The organism is Vibrio sp. 10N.222.54.A3, from assembly GCF_041474095.1.
In the GTDB taxonomy this organism is placed as follows: Bacteria; Pseudomonadota; Gammaproteobacteria; order Enterobacterales; family Vibrionaceae; genus Vibrio; species Vibrio crassostreae_C.
On record NZ_JBFRTN010000053.1, the window covers coordinates 1 to 21288 of the forward strand.

Below are 21288 nucleotides of genomic sequence, written 5' to 3' on the forward strand. Positions count from 1 at the left end.
CCATGCTCGGCGCACAAAAGCAAAAGAGCGACCTAAGGTCGCTCTTTTTAAATCATCGCTGTAGCAATAAACCATTCAAATCAACTTCAGTGGATTTGATTGTGGCTCACTACCTGAGTCTTGGTTTCAGTGAAGGCAACATCATCAAGTTGTAGGTTGATTCGTTCCAATTCACTTTCCAGCTTCTGACTTTTCTTAAACAGCTTTTGCTGCTTCTTAATCATCTTCGCCAGTTTCTTATTGTACTTCTCTTGTTTCTTAGCCGCTTTCTTCGCTTGTTTGAGTTCAGCTTTCTCATCACCGCTCGCCTTCGCCATCAGTTTTTTCAGCTTGGCTTTTTTCTGTGCGGCTTCTTTTTTGGCAAGCTCAGGGGCCATATCAGCGGCGGCTGGATCGAACATTTGTACGCTCGGTTCAATTGCCTCGTTGATTTCCGCAAGCGACAGTTCTGGTGCAGGTAATGTTTCCGCTAGCAGGCCGCATGCGACTTTCTCTTCAACGGGTTTGTTTTGACAACCAAGAGGTGGAATTGCGGTGGGTTTGCATAGATTCGCTTGATCCGCCGAAGAACGCGCGCAAGAACGACACACGAACTTAGGTTCAGTCACCAAGCTGTGGATCTCGCCCAAGTGTTCGGTGATATCTCGACGGTTTAACTTACAAAAGCGTTTAGCCATGCTTCAACTCCAGCTAAGAATAATAATGATTCTTAGTTAGATATACATCTGTAACGCGACTATCGCAAGTGTTAAATGGCAATTTATCGTATTTATGACGGGAAATTTTCTTAGCGTGTATCTAAGTTATTGATGCTTCAATTAAGTCATTGATGCTTTCACATAGACGTCAAAACGGTTCTTTTTGGTTTCGATCGCCATGCTCGGTTTTTGCTCGTCTAACCAAGCTGCGTAATCCGGTCTTTTAACCACAACTCGCTTCGATGCCAACTTCATCGCTGGCTCAAATAGGCCATCAGCATCCAGATCGGCACCCACCAAAGATTGGAATACGCGCATCTCTTTTTTGACCAGAGCCGATTTCTTTTTGTTCTCTGGGTGTGGGTACATAGGGTCGAGGTACACCACATCAGGTTGTTCAAAGTCAGGATCGTTACTGAGCTTGTCTAAAGCATCGTGACTGGATGCGTGAATCAACTTCATGCGTTCAGTTACCCAACCACCGATATCTGGGTCTTGTTGCGCTCGCTGCAAGCCATCATCAAGCAGTGCGGCCACAACGGGGTGACGCTCGACCATTTGCACCTTACAACCTAGAGAAGCCAACACAAACGCATCGCGCCCTAAGCCTGCAGTACCATCAAGAATAGTTGGCGTTGCGCCTTTGTTTAAACCAGCTGCTTTGGCAATCGCCTGACCTTTACCACCGCCAAACTTACGTCGGTGACCAACTGCGCCTCCCACTAAATCAACAAAGATAGCGCCAAGCTTGGGCTCATCGACTTTACGTAGCTCAAGTCGCTCACTAGTCAGTACCAAAGCAAAATCGCTGCTTTCATCATGAGATAAGTTCCAGCGGGTCGCTAAGTCATTCAAATGATCGATTTGGGTAGCATCTTCGCAAATCAGTTGTAGTTGCAAGGTCGTCTCCAACAGACAGTAGTATTCAAAACAAAAGAGGCAACCAGTTTACCTGATTGCCTCAACAATACATATTAGCGGTGAAAAGTATTCCCAGCTAAAGTCGGCTTACCTAAACCAATGGCTCTGTCTCTCGCTCTTGTCTTAACTCTTCAACAAGCTCTGCGAGTGGCTTAGGTCGCCCTATGATGTAGCCCTGCGCGTAGTTCACACCCAGTTCGATAAGCTTGTCGATAATCTGGGTATTTTCAACGAACTCAGCCACGGTGTGCTTGCCCATCTGCTTGGCAAGATCATTGATCGAGCGAACCATCACATGGTCCATCTCATTCACATCAATATCACGTACAAACAAGCCATCGATCTTCACAATATCGACAGGCAGCTTTTTCAGATAGCCAAATGACGATAGCCCTGAGCCAAAATCATCCAATGCAATCATGCAGCCAAGCTCTTTGATTCGAGTGAAGAACTTGATCGCCTGCTTCATGTTACTCATGGCCGCTGTTTCGGTGATCTCTAAACAAATCTTATGACACGGTATCGATGAATCGCTCAGGCTATCTATCAAAAATTCGACAAACTCACGGTTACCCATCGAGTGACCGGAAAGATTGATTGAACACATCCCCAGTTCCTCAATAACCTCAGGGCGTTGCTCCAACCAACCCAAGGTTTGACTGACGACTTGGCGGTCAATCAAATGCGCGATGTTATAACGCTCTGAGGCTGGCATGAAGATCCCCGGGGAGATGTATTCCCCTTGGATGTTCTTGATGCGGACCAAGATTTCAAAGTGCATTTTATCGCTGTCTTCATCTAGGCCAAGAATTCGCTGCGCAAACAACTCTAAGCGATCGTTAGCCAAGGCCTCATGCACTAGGTTAACGCACTCCATCTCAAGATGGCGACGACGCAGGTCTTCATCATCTTGATGGTAAAGATGATAGCGATTGCGACCTTCTTCTTTAGCGGCATGACAAGCTGCATCCGCCTGAGCGTGCACCATCTGTGGTGAAGCTGCTGTATGGTCGATCAATCGAATACCGATAGAGCACGTCAGGTTGAGTCGAATATCATCCCACAAGAATGGATTCTCACTCATCATCGAGATAATACTGCGACACACATTCACCGCATCTCGTTCAGTACAGTCTTTCATCAGCACAGCAAACTCATCACCACCCATTCGCGCTAACACCGCATTGTAAGGCAGTACGTCTTCTAGCAGTTTGGCGCTAAACAAGATCGCAGCATCACCCGCTTCATGTCCTGCGGTATCGTTCAGCACTTTCAGCTGATCCAAATCTAGGAACAACATTGCGTGAGTTCGCATGTGGCTCTCAACCTCTTTCAGCGCCTTTTGCAGCTCTTGCTCAAAGTGGTTGCGGTTAAAGGTGTCAGTCAGTAGGTCATAGCGAGCCTGATACTCTAGCTTTTCAGAAAGCTCGTGCGTTTCGGTGATGTCTTCACCCACAATCAACAGCTGATCAGACTCCACCAACGGGCGGATATTTTCACGAATCCAGCTCTTGCTGCCGTCGGCATGGCGATATTCGATATCACGACGCCACACACCACGAATCTTATGCTGAGGTTGCAGCAAGATATGACGAGGAATCATCGCGTTCTCATCAACATAGAATTCTCTAGGGCGATGGCCCAACAACTGATCGAGAGGGTATCCCAAAAGCTCTTCGGCAAACTGGTTCACTTGTTGAATGCGATTATTGCCATCGAGCGTAATCATCATCACCGGCTGTTTGTCGTAATACAGCTTCAAGTTTGCTTCACGTTGGAACAGCTTATTCTCAGCAAGCTTACGTGAGGTCACGTCGCGCGCCTCAAAGAGAAACTGAATGTCTTCGTCTTCACTGCCCGGCATCGGCTTCAATGAAATATCCAACACCATCGCACCGCGATCTCGACACCACACCTCGGCTTCAAATCGTAAGGCTGGGTGCTCACTTTTTGCGATGAAATATTCGGCTAGCACTTCTCGCGCAGAACTTTCCCAATGTTGGTGTTGTTGCAGCGGCGTTCCCAGTTTATAGCCTTGATTATAAAGCAGCTCATGTAACTTGCTGTTACTCGACAGCAGCACGCCACCCTTATCAATGATGCCCATAAATTGCAGGCTCTGATCAAATATCGACTCCAACAGTCGTTGGCTTTGGCGACTTGCACGTTCGCTCTTCTTCAGACGGTTAAGGTAATACACCAACACCGCGATAACACACGACATGCTCAAGAACATTAAACCGATGGTGCGAATTTCATCGCGATAGCGCATTAAGAATGACTTCGGCTTATTGAGGAAGGTTACTGAGGCTTCATTCTCTGCACCCAAATCCCAACGTGAGATCTGTTGGTAATCGAGTTTGATTTCTGGCGCGCCAGCAACCACCAATGGCAATGGAGCCTTAGGATTGTTCAGCACGCTCAACAGCACGCGCCCCGTGTCTCGACCTTGCGTTTCTCCACTGTGGATCACGCCACCAATCGCACCAAACCCAAGTCCTAAATCATGCACAATATACAATGGCATCTGAGTTTTTTTGTTGAGCTGACGCCAGTCTTCTTTGCTGCTGACCCGACCATTGATGTCGCGGTAGTAGGCCCAGAACAACAAGCTTTTAGTTAGATCAGCGCGTTGCGCGAACGTCATCAGTTCTTGATAAGAATCAGGCGTATATTGCTCTACCATCCCAGAAAACTCAGGGCGTTTTTGTAGAAATAAATCCACTTGAGCGCGAATAGCTTCACCCGTTACCGAGTGATCGGTAACCACGTAAACTTTTTTAACCGTCGATTGAAGTCGATTGATCAGCTCAATATTGCTCGCCATATCAATATCTTCAGTGATACCGGTTGCGCGCAAGCCTTCAATCATTTGCGGAGAAAAATTGTTGATGCCACCAAAAATAACGGGCGTGCCATTGAGTTCGGGCGCTAAGCGTTTCATCAGATTGAGGGCGTTATTATCACTGACGACTACAGCGGCAAACTCTTCATGCGACAGCTTAGTGCGGTATAGCTGATAAATTCGCTCTAAGTATTCAGCGTTTTGAGTTCGCTTGGTATCGAGATAAACAACCCGGTAAGATAACCCATCGCGATCGAGCTCATCAGATAGTCCTTTATGGAAATCATCTGTCCAGAAAAAGCCTTGATGATAAGAGTGAATAACCAACACATCTTTTGCCTGAGCTGAAGCAAAAACACTCCAACACATCACAATAAAAAATAACGAAAATCGCACTGAATTCACCCTAACCCTATAGTTACTGCTAATATTATCACCCTTGGCTATGATGTGTACTCAAGCCGGTATGTTTTTCATTCAACCTAAGGATTATGCATGTCCACAACCACAGCTCGTCTAGATGATCTAGACCGTGCCATTCTCAAAACCTTGATGGAAGATGCACGAACTCCTTACGCTGAAATGGCAAAGCAGTTCGATGTCAGCCCTGCGACGATTCACGTTCGCATCGAAAAGATGAGATCGGCAGACATTATCGAGCGAACGGAAGTTGTGGTAAACACCAAAAAACTGGGTTACGACGTGTGTTGCTTTATTGGCATCAACCTTAATGCTGCCAAAGATTACCACTCGGCGATCGCTAAGCTGAATGCCTTAGACGAAGTGGTTGAGGCGTACTACACCACTGGTGCTTACAATATCTTTGTAAAGCTGATGTGTAAGTCGATAGAAGAGCTGCAGTTTGTATTGATCGATAAGCTGCAAGCGATCGATGAAGTTCAGTCGACAGAGACACTGATTTCATTGCAGAACCCTATCAACCGCAATGTGAATCCATAACATTGATTCGCCTTGCTTGGCATAACGCACAGACAAAAAAAGAGCCTCTAACTAGAGGCTCTTTTCGCAATAAACTAGATAGTTACCGTGATTATGCGTTGATTCCCGCGTGGCGCAGCATTGCGTCGATTTGTGGCTCACGACCACGGAAGCGTTTGAACAGCTCCATTGGCTCTTCACTGCCACCCATTTCAAGGATGTTGTTCAGGAAGCGATTACCCGTTTCAGTGTTGAAGATACCCTCTTCTTCAAATGCTGAGAACGCATCTGCCGATAGCACTTCTGCCCACAGGTAGCTGTAGTAGCCCGCGCTGTAACCACCAGCAAAGATGTGACCAAAGCTGTGTGAGAAACGGTTCCAATCTAGGCTTGGCAGTACCGACACCTTAGACTTAACATCCGCTAGCGTTTCTAGTACGCGAGCACCCACTTCAGGGTCGTATTCTGTGTGTAGCGTGAAATCGAACAAACCAAGCTCTAGCTGACGCAGGATAAACATCGCAGATTGGAAGTTCTTCGCCGCTAGCATCTTCTCTAGCATCTCTTTTGGTAGCGCTTCACCCGTTTCGAAGTGACCAGAGATGAACGACAGCGCTTCTTCTTCCCAACACCAGTTTTCTAGGAACTGACTTGGTAGCTCAACCGCATCCCAAGGCACACCATTGATACCCGCAACTGCGCCCGCTTCTACTTGCGTTAGCATGTGGTGGATACCGTGGCCAAACTCGTGGAACAAGGTCACCACTTCATCGTGAGTAAACAGTGCTGGCTTATCACCAACTGGCTTATTGAAGTTACACGTTAGGTAAGCAACCGGGGTCTGTAGCTCGCCAGATTCGGTAATGCGACGACCACGACAGTCATCCATCCAAGCGCCACCACGTTTGTGTTCACGTGCGTATAGATCTAGGTAGAAGCTACCACGCAGTGTTCCAGTCGCATCAAAGATATCAAAGAAACGCACTGACTCATGCCAAGTGTCTACGCCTTGACGCTCTGTTACCGACATACCAAACACGCGGTTCAGTACCTCAAACAGACCTGAAACCACATTAGATTCTGGGAAGTAAGGACGAAGCTCTTCATCAGAGATCTCGAACAGTTTCTGTTTTTGTTTCTCACTGTAGTAAGCGATGTCCCACAGGTTTAGCTCAGAGACACCAAATTCTTTCTCAGCAAACTGGCGTAGCTCTTCAACTTCTCGCTCACCTTGCGGTTTGGCTTTTACTGCTAGGTCGTTTAGGAAGCCAAGCACTTGGTCTGGCGTTTCTGCCATCTTAGTCGACAGTGATTTTTCGCTGTAAGTACTGAAACCAAGCATGCGCGCGATCTCGTGGCGCAGCTTAAGTTGCTCGGTGATGATCTCAGTGTTGTCCCACTTACCTGCGTTTGGACCGCGATCTGAAGCGCGCGTTACGTACGCTTCATAAAGCTCTTTACGCAGTTCTTGGTTATCACAGTAGGTCATCACAGGTAGGTATGATGGGATATCTAAAGTCAGTAGGTAGCCTTCTTGCTCTTTAGACTCAGCCGCCGCTTGAGCTGCCGCCAGTGCTGATTCAGGCATACCTGCCAGCTCAGCTACGTCTGTGATCTGCTTGCTCCAACCCATGGTTGCATCAAGCACGTTATTTGAGAATTGAGAGCCTAACTCAGACTGGCGCTTGCTGATCTCGCCGTAACGATGCTGTTCATCTGCAGGTAAGCCAATGCCCGACAATTCAAAGTCGCGCAGTGCGTCGGTAATAGTTTTTTGTTGAGCTCGGTTCAGTGCAGAGAATGCTTCACTCGCCTTGATCGCTTTATACGCTTCGAACAAGCCTTTGTGTTGGCCAACCCAAGTGCCGTATTCAGATAGCACAGGTAAGCAGCTCTCATACGCTTCACGCAGTTCGTCACTGTTCACGACAGAGTTCATATGGCTTACAGGTGACCAAATGCGACCTAAACGATCATCCACTTCTTCAATTGGAGCAACTAGGTTGTCCCAGCTTGGTGAAGTATTACCTTCAAGTACTTGTTCTATCTTGTTGCGACACGCTTCAATCACTTGCTCAACTGCAGGCTTTACGTGCTCTGGCTTGATCTGTGAAAACGGAGGTAAGTCCGTGAAGGTTAATAGCGGATTAGACATATAAACATTCCTTTGGCTTTAGAGACTTTCGTCTTTTTTGTAATGAGGTCGTCTTACAGTCATCAGGCTAAAGTTCGCCCTAAAAAATCACCTGCGAATAGTTATTAAATAGTGCCCATAAAGGCAAATTTCAATAGTAGAACCAATAACTAACTGCAGATAGCTGACGACTGTCCCTGAATTGTTCGAGAATTTATGGTCCATTGAGGGTTATAATAGTCTGATTAACCCCACCTACACTAACCACACTCTAATTCGAGAGTGTTACGAGAGTTTAATTTGTTAAGTTATCGCCACAGCTTCCACGCAGGTAACCATGCCGACGTAGTAAAGCATATCGTACAGAGCCTTATTCTTAATTCTTTGAAACAAAAGGATAAGCCTTTTGTTTATCATGACACTCACTCTGGTGTAGGTCGTTACGACTTAACGCATGGATGGTCTGAAAAAACCGGTGAATACAAGCAAGGTATTGCTCGTGTGTGGGAGCAAACAGACCTTCCTGAAGACATTCAAAGCTACCTTGAGTCTATTTCCATTCTCAATAATGGCGAGAAACTGCGTTACTACCCGGGTTCTCCACGTGTTGCACGTGCACACCTGCGTGACCAAGACCGCATGGTACTGACTGAGCTTCACCCAGCCGATCACCCGCTGCTTGAGCAAGAGTTCCACCGTGATCGTCAGGTATCTATCTACAAAGAAGATGGTTTTAAGCGCTTAAAGGGCAGCCTGCCACCAAAAGAACGTCGTGGTTTAGTACTGATCGACCCGCCTTACGAGCTGGCAAAAGAGTACCGTGATGTCGTGACTGCAATCGCTCAAAGCCACAAGCGCTGGGCAACCGGTATCTACGCAATTTGGTACCCGGTAGTAAATCGCTGTGATATCGAAGATATGATCGAAGGTCTCGAAGGCTTAGGCATCAACAAGATTCTACAAATCGAACTTGGCGTATCACCAGACACCAACGAGCGTGGCATGACGGCATCAGGCATGATCGTGATTAACCCGCCTTGGAAGCTAGAAAGCCAAATGAACGAGATTCTTCCATTCTTGAAGGAAGCAATTGCGCCAGCGACCGGTCACTTCAAAGTAGAGTGGATCGTACCCGAGTAATCTCGAGTCCACATCATAGACTGAAGAATCTTCAACAGACTGTGGTGTGGACGAATAAATTTTAAACAGGGAGATTGAGTTCAACCGATCTGCCCTCAATATAATAATTAGACAATTTAAGAATCTATAGGACGTAGGTATCCAGTGCTCTCACTGTGACTACAACCTTCAATAAATGGAGAAAGTAATGGCGACTCATTTTGATTACATCTGTATCGGTGGCGGTTCAGGCGGCATCGCATCGGCTAACCGCGCAGCTATGCACGGTGCAAAAGTTGCACTTATCGAAGCTCAAGACCTTGGTGGTACTTGTGTAAACGTTGGTTGTGTTCCTAAAAAGGTAATGTGGCACGGCGCTCAAGTCGCTGAAGCAATCAACCTATACTCTGAGGACTACGGCTTCGACGTTGAAGTAAAAAGCTTTAACTGGAGCAAGCTGATTGAAAACCGCCAAGCGTACATTGGTCGTATCCACCAATCTTACGACCGCGTACTAGGTAACAACAAAGTAAACGTAATCAAAGGCTTTGCGCGCTTTGTTTCAGGGGAAGGTGTTGACGTAAAGACCGTTGAAGTTAACGGTGAACACTACACCGCTGATCATATTCTGATCGCAGTAGGTGGTCGTCCAACCATTCCAAACATCCCTGGCGCAGAATACGGCATCGACTCAAATGGCTTCTTCGACCTAATGGAGCAACCAAAACGCGTTGCGGTTATCGGTGCTGGCTACATCGCAGTTGAGATCGCAGGTGTACTAAGCGCACTAGGCACAGAAACACACTTGTTCTGTCGTAAAGAATCTCCACTACGTAGCTTCGATCCAATGATCATCGAAACGCTAGTAGAAGTAATGGAAGCAGAAGGTCCAACACTTCACACGCACTCAGTGCCTAAAGAAGTTGTGAAAGAAGCGGATGGCACACTGACTCTACACCTAGAGAACGGCAACACTCAAAACGTTGACCACCTAATCTGGGCTATCGGTCGCCACCCAGCAACTGACGCTATCAACCTAGCATCAACTGGCGTTGCAACTAACGACCGTGGCTACATCAAAGTAGACGAGTTCCAAGCAACTAACGTTCCTGGCATCTACTGTGTTGGCGACATCATGGAAGGCGGTATCGAGCTAACTCCTGTAGCGGTTAAAGCAGGTCGTCAGCTTTCTGAGCGTCTATTCAACGGTCAAACTAACGCGAAAATGGACTACAACCTAGTTCCTACTGTTGTATTCAGCCACCCACCTATCGGCACGATTGGTCTAACGACTCAAGAAGCTGAAGAGAAGTACGGCAAAGACAACATCAAGGTTTACACATCTGGCTTCACTGCGATGTACACAGCAGTAACCAAGCACCGTCAACCTTGTAAGATGAAGCTAGTATGTGCTGGCGAAGAAGAGACTGTCGTTGGCCTACACGGCATCGGTTTCACGGTTGATGAGATGATTCAAGGCTTCGGCGTTGCAATGAAGATGGGCGCAACCAAAGCAGATTTCGACTCTGTTGTGGCGATTCACCCAACGGGCAGCGAAGAATTTGTGACGATGCGTTAAACCTTTGTAAGTCAAAGAAATATTATGAAAAAGCCGACATCTGTCGGCTTTTTGTGTTTTTTACCGTATGTTTGAATGTTTATTAACCGAACAGCATTTTACACACTTAACTTGGAAGAAAGATCACGCTACAATCGCGCGCTATAAAATTACACGCATAAAAATAACAAATAGCTCTATTACAGAAAGGATATACGAGTAATGAAAAAAGTGAGTATTCTCGCAGCGGCGATTGCAGTGGCTTTAACAGGTTGTGGTAGCGACAGTTCTAATTCAGGTGTCACAACACCGACAGAACCATCAACAACAACCAACAAATTTATCGATGCCGCTGTTGAAGGTATCTACTACAACACCAGTTCTGGCTTAAACGGTATTACAAATAGCGAAGGCGAATTTACCGCTAAAACTAACGACACAGTGACCTTCTTTATTGGTGGTGAAAATGGCTTAAAAGTGGGCGCAGCATCCAACCGTGATGTATTGACTCCATTTGAAGCTGCGGGCAAATATGCACGTGCCGTTAACCTAGCGATTTTACTTCAATCTTTAGATAACGAATTTGGTAGTTCGTCCGATGATGTGCTGACCATTCCAGATGCGCTGCGATCGCCTGATGCAACGACTCTAGCTAAGATGGAAGATCTAAGCTTAGATGATCGTGATAGCGTGATCGACTTCTTAGACGAAATGGGCGTAGACTCTGCAAACATCACTTCGGAAGAAGATGCTCTTGATCATATGCAAAATGCGTTTGGTTCAATGACTCGCGGCGAAGACACCGTTAATCCTTTTATGGCTGAAGGTAAAATCGTTCGTTATATTGATGTGACTCAAAACTCTGAAAAGTTCACCTACGTTCATGCTGATAAGCTTATGGAATCAGAAATGTTTGAACGTACTCGTGGCATGACCGAGATGACATTCAAGGTGAACTCAGCTGACTCCGTCTCTATGCTGGCTGGATCGAACGATTATTCATTGTCGGAAAACTTCGCAGAACAGTACCTCACCTGTGTTTCTAACGCTGCGCACCAATGGATCGAAGAAGAAGATCCAGAAAGGAAGGGTTGTGATATTGATGGTGATAACCAAATAGACCATGAGAATGGCGATCTTACACCGGATAGTCAGTTTGTGCTCAACAACCCTTTTGCATACAGACTTCGAGATCTAGCACAGTCTTCAACGGCAGATGAAGAATTTACAAACTCGGACATCGACTGGATGCCGTTTGATGCTGAAAAGGCATCAGACCTAAACCATTACACCGCCAACCATGTTTGGGATGATGGTGAGAACGGCACGCCAAAATGGATTCGCAGCACAACCTCTGGCTCTTTTGACCCTGTGACTGGTATTTATTCCGAGATCGTTAAAAAAGAAACACTAGGCGATGACCCTAACAATGACCCATCTCGTGCAACAGAGCGCGTTGGTTACTATTATGAAGTTGATTCAAAAGATGCCGAGCGCTACGTCGACTTCACAGGTACATGGGACACCACCGCGATTTGTGGCGATGGACAAAGTGCAGTCATGAGAATGGTCTTCTCAGACTTAGCAATCACAATATCTGGCGCAGAGTGTGAAAGCCAAAATGGTGCTCCTTCATCACCGGAAGATTTGGGCGAGTCTGTTTATACTTACGCTCAATTAGCGACTATCGACTACTGGTGGTTCAACCAAGCGGGCCGCGAGTCGAAAGCAACCTTGACTGAGTTGAACACGGTCGTGCGCTTCTGTGACGCTGATGGCTATGTAGCAGGTACAGCGTGCCACGCAAACGATGAGTACTTCATTAAATGGGAATACCAACCAGCAGGCACTGATTGGGATGAGGGCCTACTGATTCGTCGTAAGATGGACAGCTTCGGTAATAGCAACGGCAGCTCTAGCATCATGCAGAAAATCAACTAATCGCTAAATTGATTCGTTTACCTCTAGATAAACCAGAAGCACGCTTCTGGTTTTTTTCATTTTTAGTATAGATGAACCTTCAAGCCCCCATCCCCGTAGATACAAAAACAAAATCTTAGCGATCCAAAACAACAACGGAGTTTGTAATGAATCTACTGATCGAATCATTTGAAGGCGGGATTTACTTGGCTTACCAAGTTATTGGCGAGCAAAAACAATTAATCAAAGATGACCACCAGCACCCTATGAAGTTTTTGAGTATTAACCAAGCACGCGATCACTTTAGCGACCAAGGCGTAGCATCAGCAATGTTGGTTCATAACAGCGCCTACGACGAGATGTGCGGTGAGCATTGTGGTAGCACACAGCCTTTCGAGATTGATTTGAAGTGGAGTTAAATCAACCTCAAATCAATCGCGATAAAAATTGAAAGGCTTGCATCAATGCAAGCCTTTCTTATGGGAGTCACTTTCACTTTTAATCACCTAGATTAGCGCGATGTCCGTTTAAGTCTTCGTTTAATGTTCTGCTCTTTCACTACAAAGTCGAATAGCGGAGCGAACAGGTTGGCGAACAAGATAGCCAGCATAATGCCCTCTGGGTAGGCTGGATTAAGCACTCGAATACCGACCGTCATCACGCCGATCAAAATCCCATAGGCCCATTTACTCTGATTGGTAAACGCGGCAGATACAGGGTCTGTTGCCATGAAGAAGGTACCAAAGGCAACACCACCCAACACAAAGTGCCAGTAAAACGGCATCGAAAACATCGAGTTAGTATCCGACCCTATCCAGTTCAGTAAACTCGACGTCACGACAAGGCCGACAATCACACCGGCGACAATGCGCCAAGACGCTATCTTCATCACAATCAAAATCAACCCCGTCAGCATGATCAGCAGTGACGACACCTCACCCATCGAACCTGGAATATTACCGATAAAGGCATCCATCCAGGTGATCGCCTCGCCAGTCATGTTATTGATGAGTGACGTGCTGCCGCCTTCATACCATTGACTCAGCGGTGTCGCGCCTGAATAGCCGTCAGCGGCAACCCACACAAGCCCACCCGACATGTTGGCTGGATAGGCGAAATAGAGAAACGCGCGGCCTGCAAGGGCTGGGTTCAAGAAGTTTCGTCCTGTACCACCGAACAGCTCTTTGGCGACAACGATACCAAAGGTGATACCTAAAGCGGCTTGCCAAAGCGGGATGGTTGGCGGAAGAATGAGTGCGAATAGTACCGAGCTAACAAAGAAACCTTCATTCACCTCATGTTTTCGTACAACGGCAAATAAAACCTCCCAGAAGCCACCTACCACAAACACCGTGGCATAAACGGGTAGGAAATAGAGTGCACCAAGCAACATCTGACTTTCCCAGCCACTTGCCACCAATGACTGCGCATCACCAAATGCCCACGACAGACGCCAGCTGCTTTCAATAACCGAGGCAAGTTCGTTAAGTTGATAGCTGGAGGTTAATGCGAGGACGCTTTGGTGTCCGACGCTATACATTCCCCAGAACATTGCCGGGAAGGTCGCCAACCACACCAAAATCATAATGCGCTTTAGGTCAATGCTGTCACGAACATGGGTTATGCCGCGGTTTACGTTTCCGGGTGTATAGAATATTGTCGCGAAAGCTTCATACACTGGGTAGAGCTTTTCGTACTTACCACCGGCTTCAAAGCGTGGAGCCACGTCTTCTAATCGTTTTTTTAAACTCATAATCTCAATCACCTTATTGCTTGAGTTATGGTTTTCTACGCATCAGCCGCGCTATTTGAACAATTTTTAACGATTTTTAATCAAATTCGTCTTGAAGAACGAGTGTCTAAAAGTCGAACCGATGTCGAAAAAGAGAGGCGTATAAACAACAAAGCCCCAGCAATGGCTGAGGCTTATTTGGTTTGGTAACGGTCGTCGTTACTTAACGCACATCACATTAAGCAATGAAGAACCTTTCAACTGGTTGACGTTACCGTTGGTAAACAGACCTTTCTTATCTGCGCCCCAATAAGGGAGATGCATTGGCCAGTTCTGTTTTTCCATAACCTTTGAGCTCAAGATGCTTTGCCATTGCTTCTCACTCATCAGCTTCATGTTGACCTGATTACACACCAATTCAGCGCTATCGTAATCTAGGCGGCTCCAAGGCTTACCTTGCTCCATGTAGAACTGTTGTTGATGATCTAGAAGGTAAGGAATAGCATATTGGCTACCCGCAATGTCTGCTTTCACGCGAAGCTCGATCTCTAGATCATTGTCTGAACTCGCGTTACCGCTTGGTAGCGTCTGAATTGCTGCAGCGCTCGCTACCGCCGCCACTTGCTTAGTAGCCACAGGTTTCGGTGCAGGCTTAGCTTCTACTTTTGCAGGAGCCTTGTGCGTCACCGCTTTTGGCTCTGCTGGTTTTGCCACAATAGGCTGTGATGAGGTTTTCGACTTATCGACCATACGAATAAAGGCTTCACCGTAACCAGAAACCTTACGCACCTGAGCTAAGTCTTTTCTCGCATCAGAGAAGGTAGAATAAGGTCCGATTAAGCAACGGTAGTCTCCGCCTTCCGGCTTCATCCAAACGTTGGTCGAGATCTTCTCATACAGAGGCTTTGCTCGGCTCAGTGACAAAGGCTTGTTCAGCAGGCCACATTGAACCCAAAACAGTTCGTTATCTGAATGACGTTTTGGTGCTTTACTGCCCCACACGCCCTTACCGATCGGACATGATTGCTCTAGCTGTGGTAATTGGTTGGTGCTTGCCTGAGTTGCATCACATAGAACCGACTCTGCATTCACTTGGCTCGATACCAAAAGAGATGCAGCGATAAGTCCCATACGATAATTTCTCGTCACAGCACGACATACAGCATTCATTGTCAATTTCATAACCACCACTTAAACCCTTGCGGGCTAATTATTACCGAATCTATGTCGATAAAACATGAATTCCATTTTAACTATTATTGACACTGTCAATAATACTAAGTTCCAGATCCATTAAGCAAAAAAAGAGCCGTAATTGCTTACGGCTCTTAATTTAGTGACTTTTTTTACTAAAAATCAAACCGGGCTATCACCCTTTATAAATTTTCGGGTTAAACACGTCACGTAACCAGTCGCCTAATAGGTTAATAACGAGAACCAATGTTACCAAAAGCACACCTGGGAATGCTGTGATCCACCATGCTCCTGAGAAAATGTAGTTAAAACCAGTACTGATCAGGGCACCGAGTGATGGTTGGTCTACCGGAAGACCTAAACCTAGGAAAGAAAGTGCCGCTTCTGACATGATGGCATTTGCCACCTGTACCGTAGAGATAACCAAAATCGGTGATAAACAGTTAGGCAGAATATGGCGGAACATGATGCGAGGCGCTCTAAAGCCCATCACACGTGCCGCTTCTACGTACTCTTTCTTCTTCTCTGCCAATACCGATGCACGAATCGTACGAGCATACTGCGGCCATTCAGCAATACCGATGATCACCACCAGCATAACAACCGCATATTGCGCGTAGAAGTCACTACCGAAACTCGCCTTAAAGATGGCCGAGACAATGATCGCAACCATCATGGTTGAGAACGAAAGCTGAACATCGGCAAAACGCATCAAGAAGCTATCAATACGACCACCGAAGTAACCTGCAGACAGGCCAATGATGATACCGAGAGTCAGCTGAAGACCTACCGCTAGGAAACCGATCGTCAATGACAGACGCGAGCCGTAAAGCATCGTAGATAAGATATCACGACCCTGCTCATCAGTACCCAGTAGGAAGCGTTCTTCGCCGTCTTCCATCCAAGATGGTGGCAACTCAGAATCCATGATGTCGATAGACGTCACGTCATACGGGTCTGTTGGCGCTAGAATCGGTGCCGCTAATGCCATAACAAGGAAAGCTGCAAAGATAGCGAAGCTCACCATTGCCACTTTGTCACGTAAGAAGTAGTACAGAATGTCTGACTGCTTGAATCGCTCCCAACGAGATGGAGCTGTTGTTGTTTGTTCCATGATTATGCTCCTTTCCCTGTGATGTTCACTGTTGGGTTAATGATGCCGTATAGCAAGTCAACAATGGTGTTAGTTACTACGAAGATCAGGCCAACGAAGATAACGTATGCGGTAATCAGTGGTGTATCCACTCGGTTAATCGCTTCAAGGAATAGGAAGCCGGTACCCGGCCACTGGAATACAGTTTCAGTAAGAATGGTGTAAGCCACCATAGTACCGATTTGAACACCGCCTACCGTTAGTACTGGCAGCATTGTGTTTTTCAAAGCGTGTTGGTAGTAAATCTTGTTCAGCGCTAGGCCTTTTGCTTTACCAAACTTGATATATTCAGAGCTAAGAACCTCTAGCATTTCAGAGCGTACTAGACGAATGAACAGAGGCAGCATGATAGATGCTAGAGCAATACTCGGCAGCACTAAGTGTGCAAGGCCATCTATCGTTAAGAAACCAGACTCCCAACCAAACCAGTTTGCGGTCTCACCACGTCCAAACGACGGCAGCCAACCTAACTCAATAGAGAATACATACATCAACATGATTGCGGTTAAGAAAACAGGCACAGAAATGCCGATACTACTGCCCGCCATCACCAGTTTAGTGAAGAAGCTTTTTGGGTGTATTGCAGAATAAACGCCAAGTGGAATCGACAGACAAACAATGATCAGAGAAGCGCCGAACACAAGCTCAAGCGTTGCGACTAGTTTATCTAAGATTACGTCCACAGCTGGGCGTTTAAAGAAATATGAAGTACCAAGATCACCTTGTAGAGCTGCGCCCACAAAGCGAGTGTATTTTGTAATGAAGGGATCATTTAAGCCGAGTTCATCACGCAGCGCTTGACGCTCCGATTCTGAAACAGATTGACCGACTAACTCACGCAACGGGTCGCCCAGGTTATCCTGAATGGCAAACGCCACCAAACTGATCACAAACATCACTATCAGTGCCTGAAACAGGCGCTTGACCAGAAACGTAACCATTCCTTGCCCCTTATCTATCCATGACTATCTAGTCGAAATCCGCGACTAGATAACAAAATTCAGTCTTAAAAAAGGTATTTAGCCAGACTGAAGGAAGACCAAATACCGAAACTTAAATCTATATCTTAATAATTTGAGAGCCTGAAAAGCTTCAGGCTCTCGATTCTAGCAAGCTAGATTATTTTACAACTAGGTCGCCGAAGTAAGGCATAACCATTGGGTTTACTACGTCTGCTGCACCAACGTTAGACTTCGCGCCCCACGCTTCACTTTGCCAGTGTAGCGGTACGAATGCTGCGTCGTTGTAAAGTGTTGCTTCAACGCCTTTCAGCATTTCAGCACGCTTAACTGGGTCAGTTTCAGTGTTAGAAGCTTCTACGATCGCATCCATTTCTGGGTTTGAGTAGCCAGAACAGTTGTATTGACCACGGCCAGTCTCTTCGTTACGAGTCATAGTTAGGAACTCGTTGAAGTTAGCTGAATCTTCTGTATCTGAGTGCCAGCCGATCATCATCATGTCTGCTGAACATAGGTCAAACTCAGGCCAGTACTGTGCTTTAGGCATAGTTTTAAGATCAACTTTGATACCAATCTTAGACAGCATTGCCGCAGACGCTTGCGCTACTTTCGCATCGTTCACGTAACGGTTGTTTGGAGCCATCATAGTTAGCGTAAAGCCATCTTCGTAGCCCGCTTCTTTCATCAGCTCTTTCGCTTTTTTCAGATCGTAACGAGGAACTAGGTCTTCGTTGTGACCCGCATAGCCTGTTGGGCTTTGCTGACCAGCTGCTGTTGCGAAGCCTTTCATGATCTTCTTAACGATACCTTCGTTGTTGATTGCGTGAACAATCGCCTGACGAACGCGAACATCTTTAAGTGCTTCGTTGCTGTTTTGGTTCATTTGGAACGTGATGATACGAGTACCAGGTAGCGTCACTAGATCGATGTTCTTAGCGTTTTTAACACGCTTGTGATCGTTTGGTGCTACTGGGTGAATCATATCAACGTCGCCAGAAAGAAGTGCTGCAACACGTGTCGCGTCTTCTTTGATTGGCACAAGTGTTAGCTTGTCTACGTTGCCTTCAGTTTCTGTGTCCCAGTAATCGTTGAAACGCTCGAACGTTACTTTAACGCCTTGCTCACGCTGCGTTACGATAAATGGACCAGTACCTGAAACGTTAGTCGAAGCAAACGAGTTACCGTGCTTAACTAGCTCAGACTTGTCTTTACCTTCCGCTGTTTGGCCAGAGTAGAACTTGCTGTCCATTGGGAAGATGTAAGTTGCTGTTTGTAGTACTAGTGGGTAAGCCGCTTTTGATACTAGCTCAACTGTGTAGTCATCCACTTTTACCATTTTTTCGTATGGCGTGAAGATAGACTTAAAGTCTGGAGAAGCTTGTAGACGTTCAAAAGTCCACACAACATCATCAGCAGTCAGTTCGTTACCAGAGTGGAATTTCACACCTTTACGTAGGTTGAAGCGGAAAGTCGTTTCATCAACACGCTCCCAGCTAGATGCTAGGCGGCCTTCAAAATCCATCTCTTGAGTGAAACGTACTAGAGGGTCAAACACCATGTGAGACATTTGCAGTGTGCCACCAGACAGCTGCTCGTGCGGGTCAAGTGATACTGGGTCAGCTGCGTAGCCAACGGTAATATCTGCTGCTGCTGCACTAAAGCTTAGGCCAGCTGCCATTAAAGCTACTGCTAATTTGCTTTTCATGGTTTTCATGGTTTTCATTGCATAACTCCTTCATGCGGGAATCCAGATCCCTAGTTGTTGTATTTGCGTCTGTTTATTGTTGTTAGCAAGCTAAACTCCAGCCTGCTGATTTTTATACCGCGGCTTGTGCCACTGCTTTTTCTTCTCTTAAGCCTGTAAATTCAGGCATTAAAGAAATCAGTTGTTTGCTGTATTCATGCTGAGGTGATTGGAACAGCTGCTCCGTTGGCGCAACCTCCAATAATGTCCCCATCTGCATCACACCAACACGGTCACACATTTGGCGAATAACCGGTAGATCGTGACTGATGAACAGCATGGTTAGGTTTAGCTCGTCTTGTAAGTCTTTTAGTAGGTTAAGAATCTGAGCCTGTACCGACACGTCCAGTGCCGATGTTGGTTCATCACAAATCAAAAGACGTGGGCGAGTCGCCAAAGCGCGAGCGATAGAAATACGCTGACGTTGACCACCTGAGAATTCGTGTGGGTACTTCACCCCAGCCATTTTGCCTAAACCCACGTGCTCTAGCAGGTCGTTCACGATCTGACGAGTTTCATTTTCGTTGCGAGTAAGCTTATGGAATCGGATAGGTTCAGCAATGATGTCGAATATCTTCATTCGAGGGTTCATTGATGTGTAAGGGTTTTGGAAAACCATCTGCATTTGACGACGCATAGGGCGACGTTCTTTTTCAGATTTCAGACCAGTAAGATCAACGCCTTCAAACGTTACCTTGCCTGAGTTTGGTGCGTACAAGCCAGCAATCACACGAGCAATCGTTGATTTACCTGAACCTGATTCACCTACTAAACCAAACGTCTCACCTTCATGCACTTCAAAGCTCACGTTGTTTGATGCTTGAACGTACTCACGACGGCTCTCAAAGAAAGAATCTTTGGTAGTAAAGCGTAAGTTTACGTTCTCAACGTTCAACAGAGGGCCAGTGTAATCACGGTGATCTTGGCTTTGACCTAACCAGTGGTTCTTCACATCCAATGGTTCCATCTCTTGTGCTTCTTCGATGTAGCTAACAAGAGGGAAACGATCGAGTTTGCGATCCGAACGAGGAACCGCAGAGATAAGACTGTGTGTATATGGGTGCTCAGGAGTACCCAGAACTTTCGCTGTTGGGCCAAACTCAACTAAGTCACCACGATACATAACGGCTACGCGGTCGGTAACGTTAGATACCACGCCCATGTCGTGCGTGACCAACATGCAACCTACGTTCTTCTTAATACATAGGTCGCGAATCAAACCCAAGATCTGGTCTTGGATAGAAACATCCAGTGCTGTTGTTGGTTCATCTGCGATGATTAGGTCAGGTTCACCTGCCAATGCGATCGCGATAACCACACGCTGACGCATACCGCCAGAGAATTGGTGAGGGTACTGCTTTAAACGGTTTTCTGGTTGTGGGATACCCACTTGGTTCATCAAGTCTAATGAGCGCTGGTAGGCTTCTTGATCCGAAACCTTCATGTTGGCATGAATCGTCTCTTTTAACTGCTGTTCTACTGTGAATAGAGGGTTAAGAGAAGTCATTGGGTCTTGGAAGATAAAACCAATCTTTGAGCCGCGAACAGAACGCATCTGTTCAGGAGATAAACCAGAGACTTTTTCGCCATCCAGAAATACCTCGCCGCTAGCAATGCGGCCAGGAGGGCTCAGCAAATCGATCACAGCATTACCTACTGTTGATTTACCTGCACCAGACTCGCCTACAACACCAACAATCTCACCACGTTCAATGTTGAACGAAAGTGATTTAACTGCGGCGTGAACTCCATGACGAGATGGGTATTCGATACGAAGATTTTTTACTTCTAAAAGTGACATTACCAGACCTCTACTGCTTTGGCAGCTTTCTGCCCTGTCTGCAAAATTGAATCCATTCTTACCAGAATATTGTTCTGATATTTTATACGGTTGACAATTTGGCAAATAATTCACAGAAAAGCAACAAAAATAGGATAAAAAGTCGACATTAAACGCTTAGCAAGCAAAAGTGCCACATAACTATTCACCAGAAGAGCATATAGTAAGAAAAATCAACATTATATTATCGGCAAGAAATACTCACAAACTCCTTACCACTACTTACTTGTAGAGTTAAAGCCGTGCTTCAAAGCAGATCTCACTACCAGTCACTAAAAACAAATAATTATTCCAAAAAACAATTAACACTATAGAAACAAACGCTAATTTTGTTAATTTGAACAAATAAAACAACCAGATAAACGTTAATTAGCCATACATTTAACCATCTGTATTATTTTGGTAAATACAAAACAGACAAACGAAAGGCCTAATAAATCAGAGGAGTTTTTGAACGACCAAATGCGTACAAAGCTGTCAAATTCAGGCCTTAGTGAGCAAATTTAGGGTCAGGTTTCACTTTTCATAAAAG

At 46.1% G+C, this 21288-nt stretch carries 15 protein-coding genes; 5 read left to right on the plus strand and 10 right to left on the minus strand.

The window, feature by feature from the left end; translation table 11 throughout:
* Window positions 1–86: 86 nt before the first annotated feature.
* The 3 genes from AB4507_RS12035 to AB4507_RS12045 form a co-directional block, all read right to left on the minus strand.
* Window positions 87–677, minus strand: coding sequence for a hypothetical protein (locus AB4507_RS12035; RefSeq protein WP_017060147.1), 591 nt, complete (start codon window positions 675–677; stop codon window positions 87–89).
* Window positions 678–818: 141 nt separating this feature from the next.
* Window positions 819–1598, minus strand: coding sequence for a class I SAM-dependent methyltransferase (locus AB4507_RS12040; protein WP_017063046.1), 780 nt, complete (start codon window positions 1596–1598; stop codon window positions 819–821).
* 112 nt (window positions 1599–1710) lie between these two features.
* Window positions 1711–4833, minus strand: a complete 3123-nt coding sequence (locus AB4507_RS12045) for an EAL domain-containing protein (RefSeq protein WP_372104141.1) — start codon at window positions 4831–4833, stop codon at window positions 1711–1713.
* 126 nt (window positions 4834–4959) lie between these two features.
* Between AB4507_RS12045 and asnC the strand changes: the two genes are divergently transcribed.
* Entirely contained in the window at window positions 4960–5424 is a 465-nt protein-coding gene (gene asnC, locus AB4507_RS12050; protein WP_008218581.1) for a transcriptional regulator AsnC, read from the plus strand.
* 91 nt (window positions 5425–5515) lie between these two features.
* On the opposite strand, the gene prlC is transcribed toward asnC, so the two are convergent.
* The gene (prlC, locus tag AB4507_RS12055; protein WP_017071475.1) at window positions 5516–7558 is read right to left on the minus strand and encodes an oligopeptidase A; all 2043 of its coding nucleotides are present in this window, start codon (window positions 7556–7558) and stop codon (window positions 5516–5518) included.
* A gap of 279 nt (window positions 7559–7837) precedes the next feature.
* Here prlC and AB4507_RS12060 point away from each other — a divergent pair, with 279 nt between their 5' ends.
* The 4 genes from AB4507_RS12060 to AB4507_RS12075 all read left to right on the plus strand — a co-directional run bounded on the left by AB4507_RS12060 (window position 7838) and on the right by AB4507_RS12075 (window position 12553).
* Window positions 7838–8677, plus strand: a complete 840-nt coding sequence (locus tag AB4507_RS12060) for a 23S rRNA (adenine(2030)-N(6))-methyltransferase RlmJ (protein WP_372182751.1) — start codon at window positions 7838–7840, stop codon at window positions 8675–8677.
* Between the two features lie 187 nt (window positions 8678–8864).
* The gene (gorA, locus tag AB4507_RS12065) at window positions 8865–10235 is read left to right on the plus strand and encodes a glutathione-disulfide reductase (protein ID WP_372182753.1); all 1371 of its coding nucleotides are present in this window, start codon (window positions 8865–8867) and stop codon (window positions 10233–10235) included.
* A gap of 201 nt (window positions 10236–10436) precedes the next feature.
* Window positions 10437–12155: a hypothetical protein gene (locus AB4507_RS12070; protein WP_102320133.1), complete on the plus strand. Its 1719-nt coding sequence runs from the start codon at window positions 10437–10439 to the stop codon at window positions 12153–12155.
* 146 nt (window positions 12156–12301) lie between these two features.
* Window positions 12302–12553: a DUF6482 family protein gene (locus tag AB4507_RS12075; protein ID WP_017070091.1), complete on the plus strand. Its 252-nt coding sequence runs from the start codon at window positions 12302–12304 to the stop codon at window positions 12551–12553.
* 92 nt (window positions 12554–12645) lie between these two features.
* On the opposite strand, the gene AB4507_RS12080 is transcribed toward AB4507_RS12075, so the two are convergent.
* The 6 genes from AB4507_RS12080 to AB4507_RS12105 form a co-directional block, all read right to left on the minus strand.
* Window positions 12646–13887, minus strand: coding sequence for an NADH:ubiquinone reductase (Na(+)-transporting) subunit B (locus AB4507_RS12080; RefSeq protein WP_372182755.1), 1242 nt, complete (start codon window positions 13885–13887; stop codon window positions 12646–12648).
* A 198-nt stretch (window positions 13888–14085) separates the two neighbouring features.
* The gene (locus tag AB4507_RS12085; protein WP_372182756.1) at window positions 14086–15048 is read right to left on the minus strand and encodes an SPOR domain-containing protein; all 963 of its coding nucleotides are present in this window, start codon (window positions 15046–15048) and stop codon (window positions 14086–14088) included.
* Between the two features lie 187 nt (window positions 15049–15235).
* Window positions 15236–16174 (minus strand): ABC transporter permease, encoded by a 939-nt coding sequence (locus AB4507_RS12090; protein ID WP_017060135.1) that lies wholly within the window; start codon window positions 16172–16174, stop codon window positions 15236–15238.
* A 2-nt stretch (window positions 16175–16176) separates the two neighbouring features.
* Window positions 16177–17154 carry an ABC transporter permease gene (locus AB4507_RS12095; protein ID WP_008218600.1) on the minus strand — a complete coding sequence of 326 codons (978 nt, stop codon included), beginning with the start codon at window positions 17152–17154 and terminating at the stop codon, window positions 16177–16179.
* A gap of 178 nt (window positions 17155–17332) precedes the next feature.
* Window positions 17333–18886 (minus strand): ABC transporter substrate-binding protein, encoded by a 1554-nt coding sequence (locus AB4507_RS12100; RefSeq protein WP_017060133.1) that lies wholly within the window; start codon window positions 18884–18886, stop codon window positions 17333–17335.
* Between the two features lie 103 nt (window positions 18887–18989).
* Window positions 18990–20717 carry an ABC transporter ATP-binding protein gene (locus AB4507_RS12105; RefSeq protein ID WP_017060132.1) on the minus strand — a complete coding sequence of 576 codons (1728 nt, stop codon included), beginning with the start codon at window positions 20715–20717 and terminating at the stop codon, window positions 18990–18992.
* Window positions 20718–21288 lie beyond the last annotated feature (571 nt).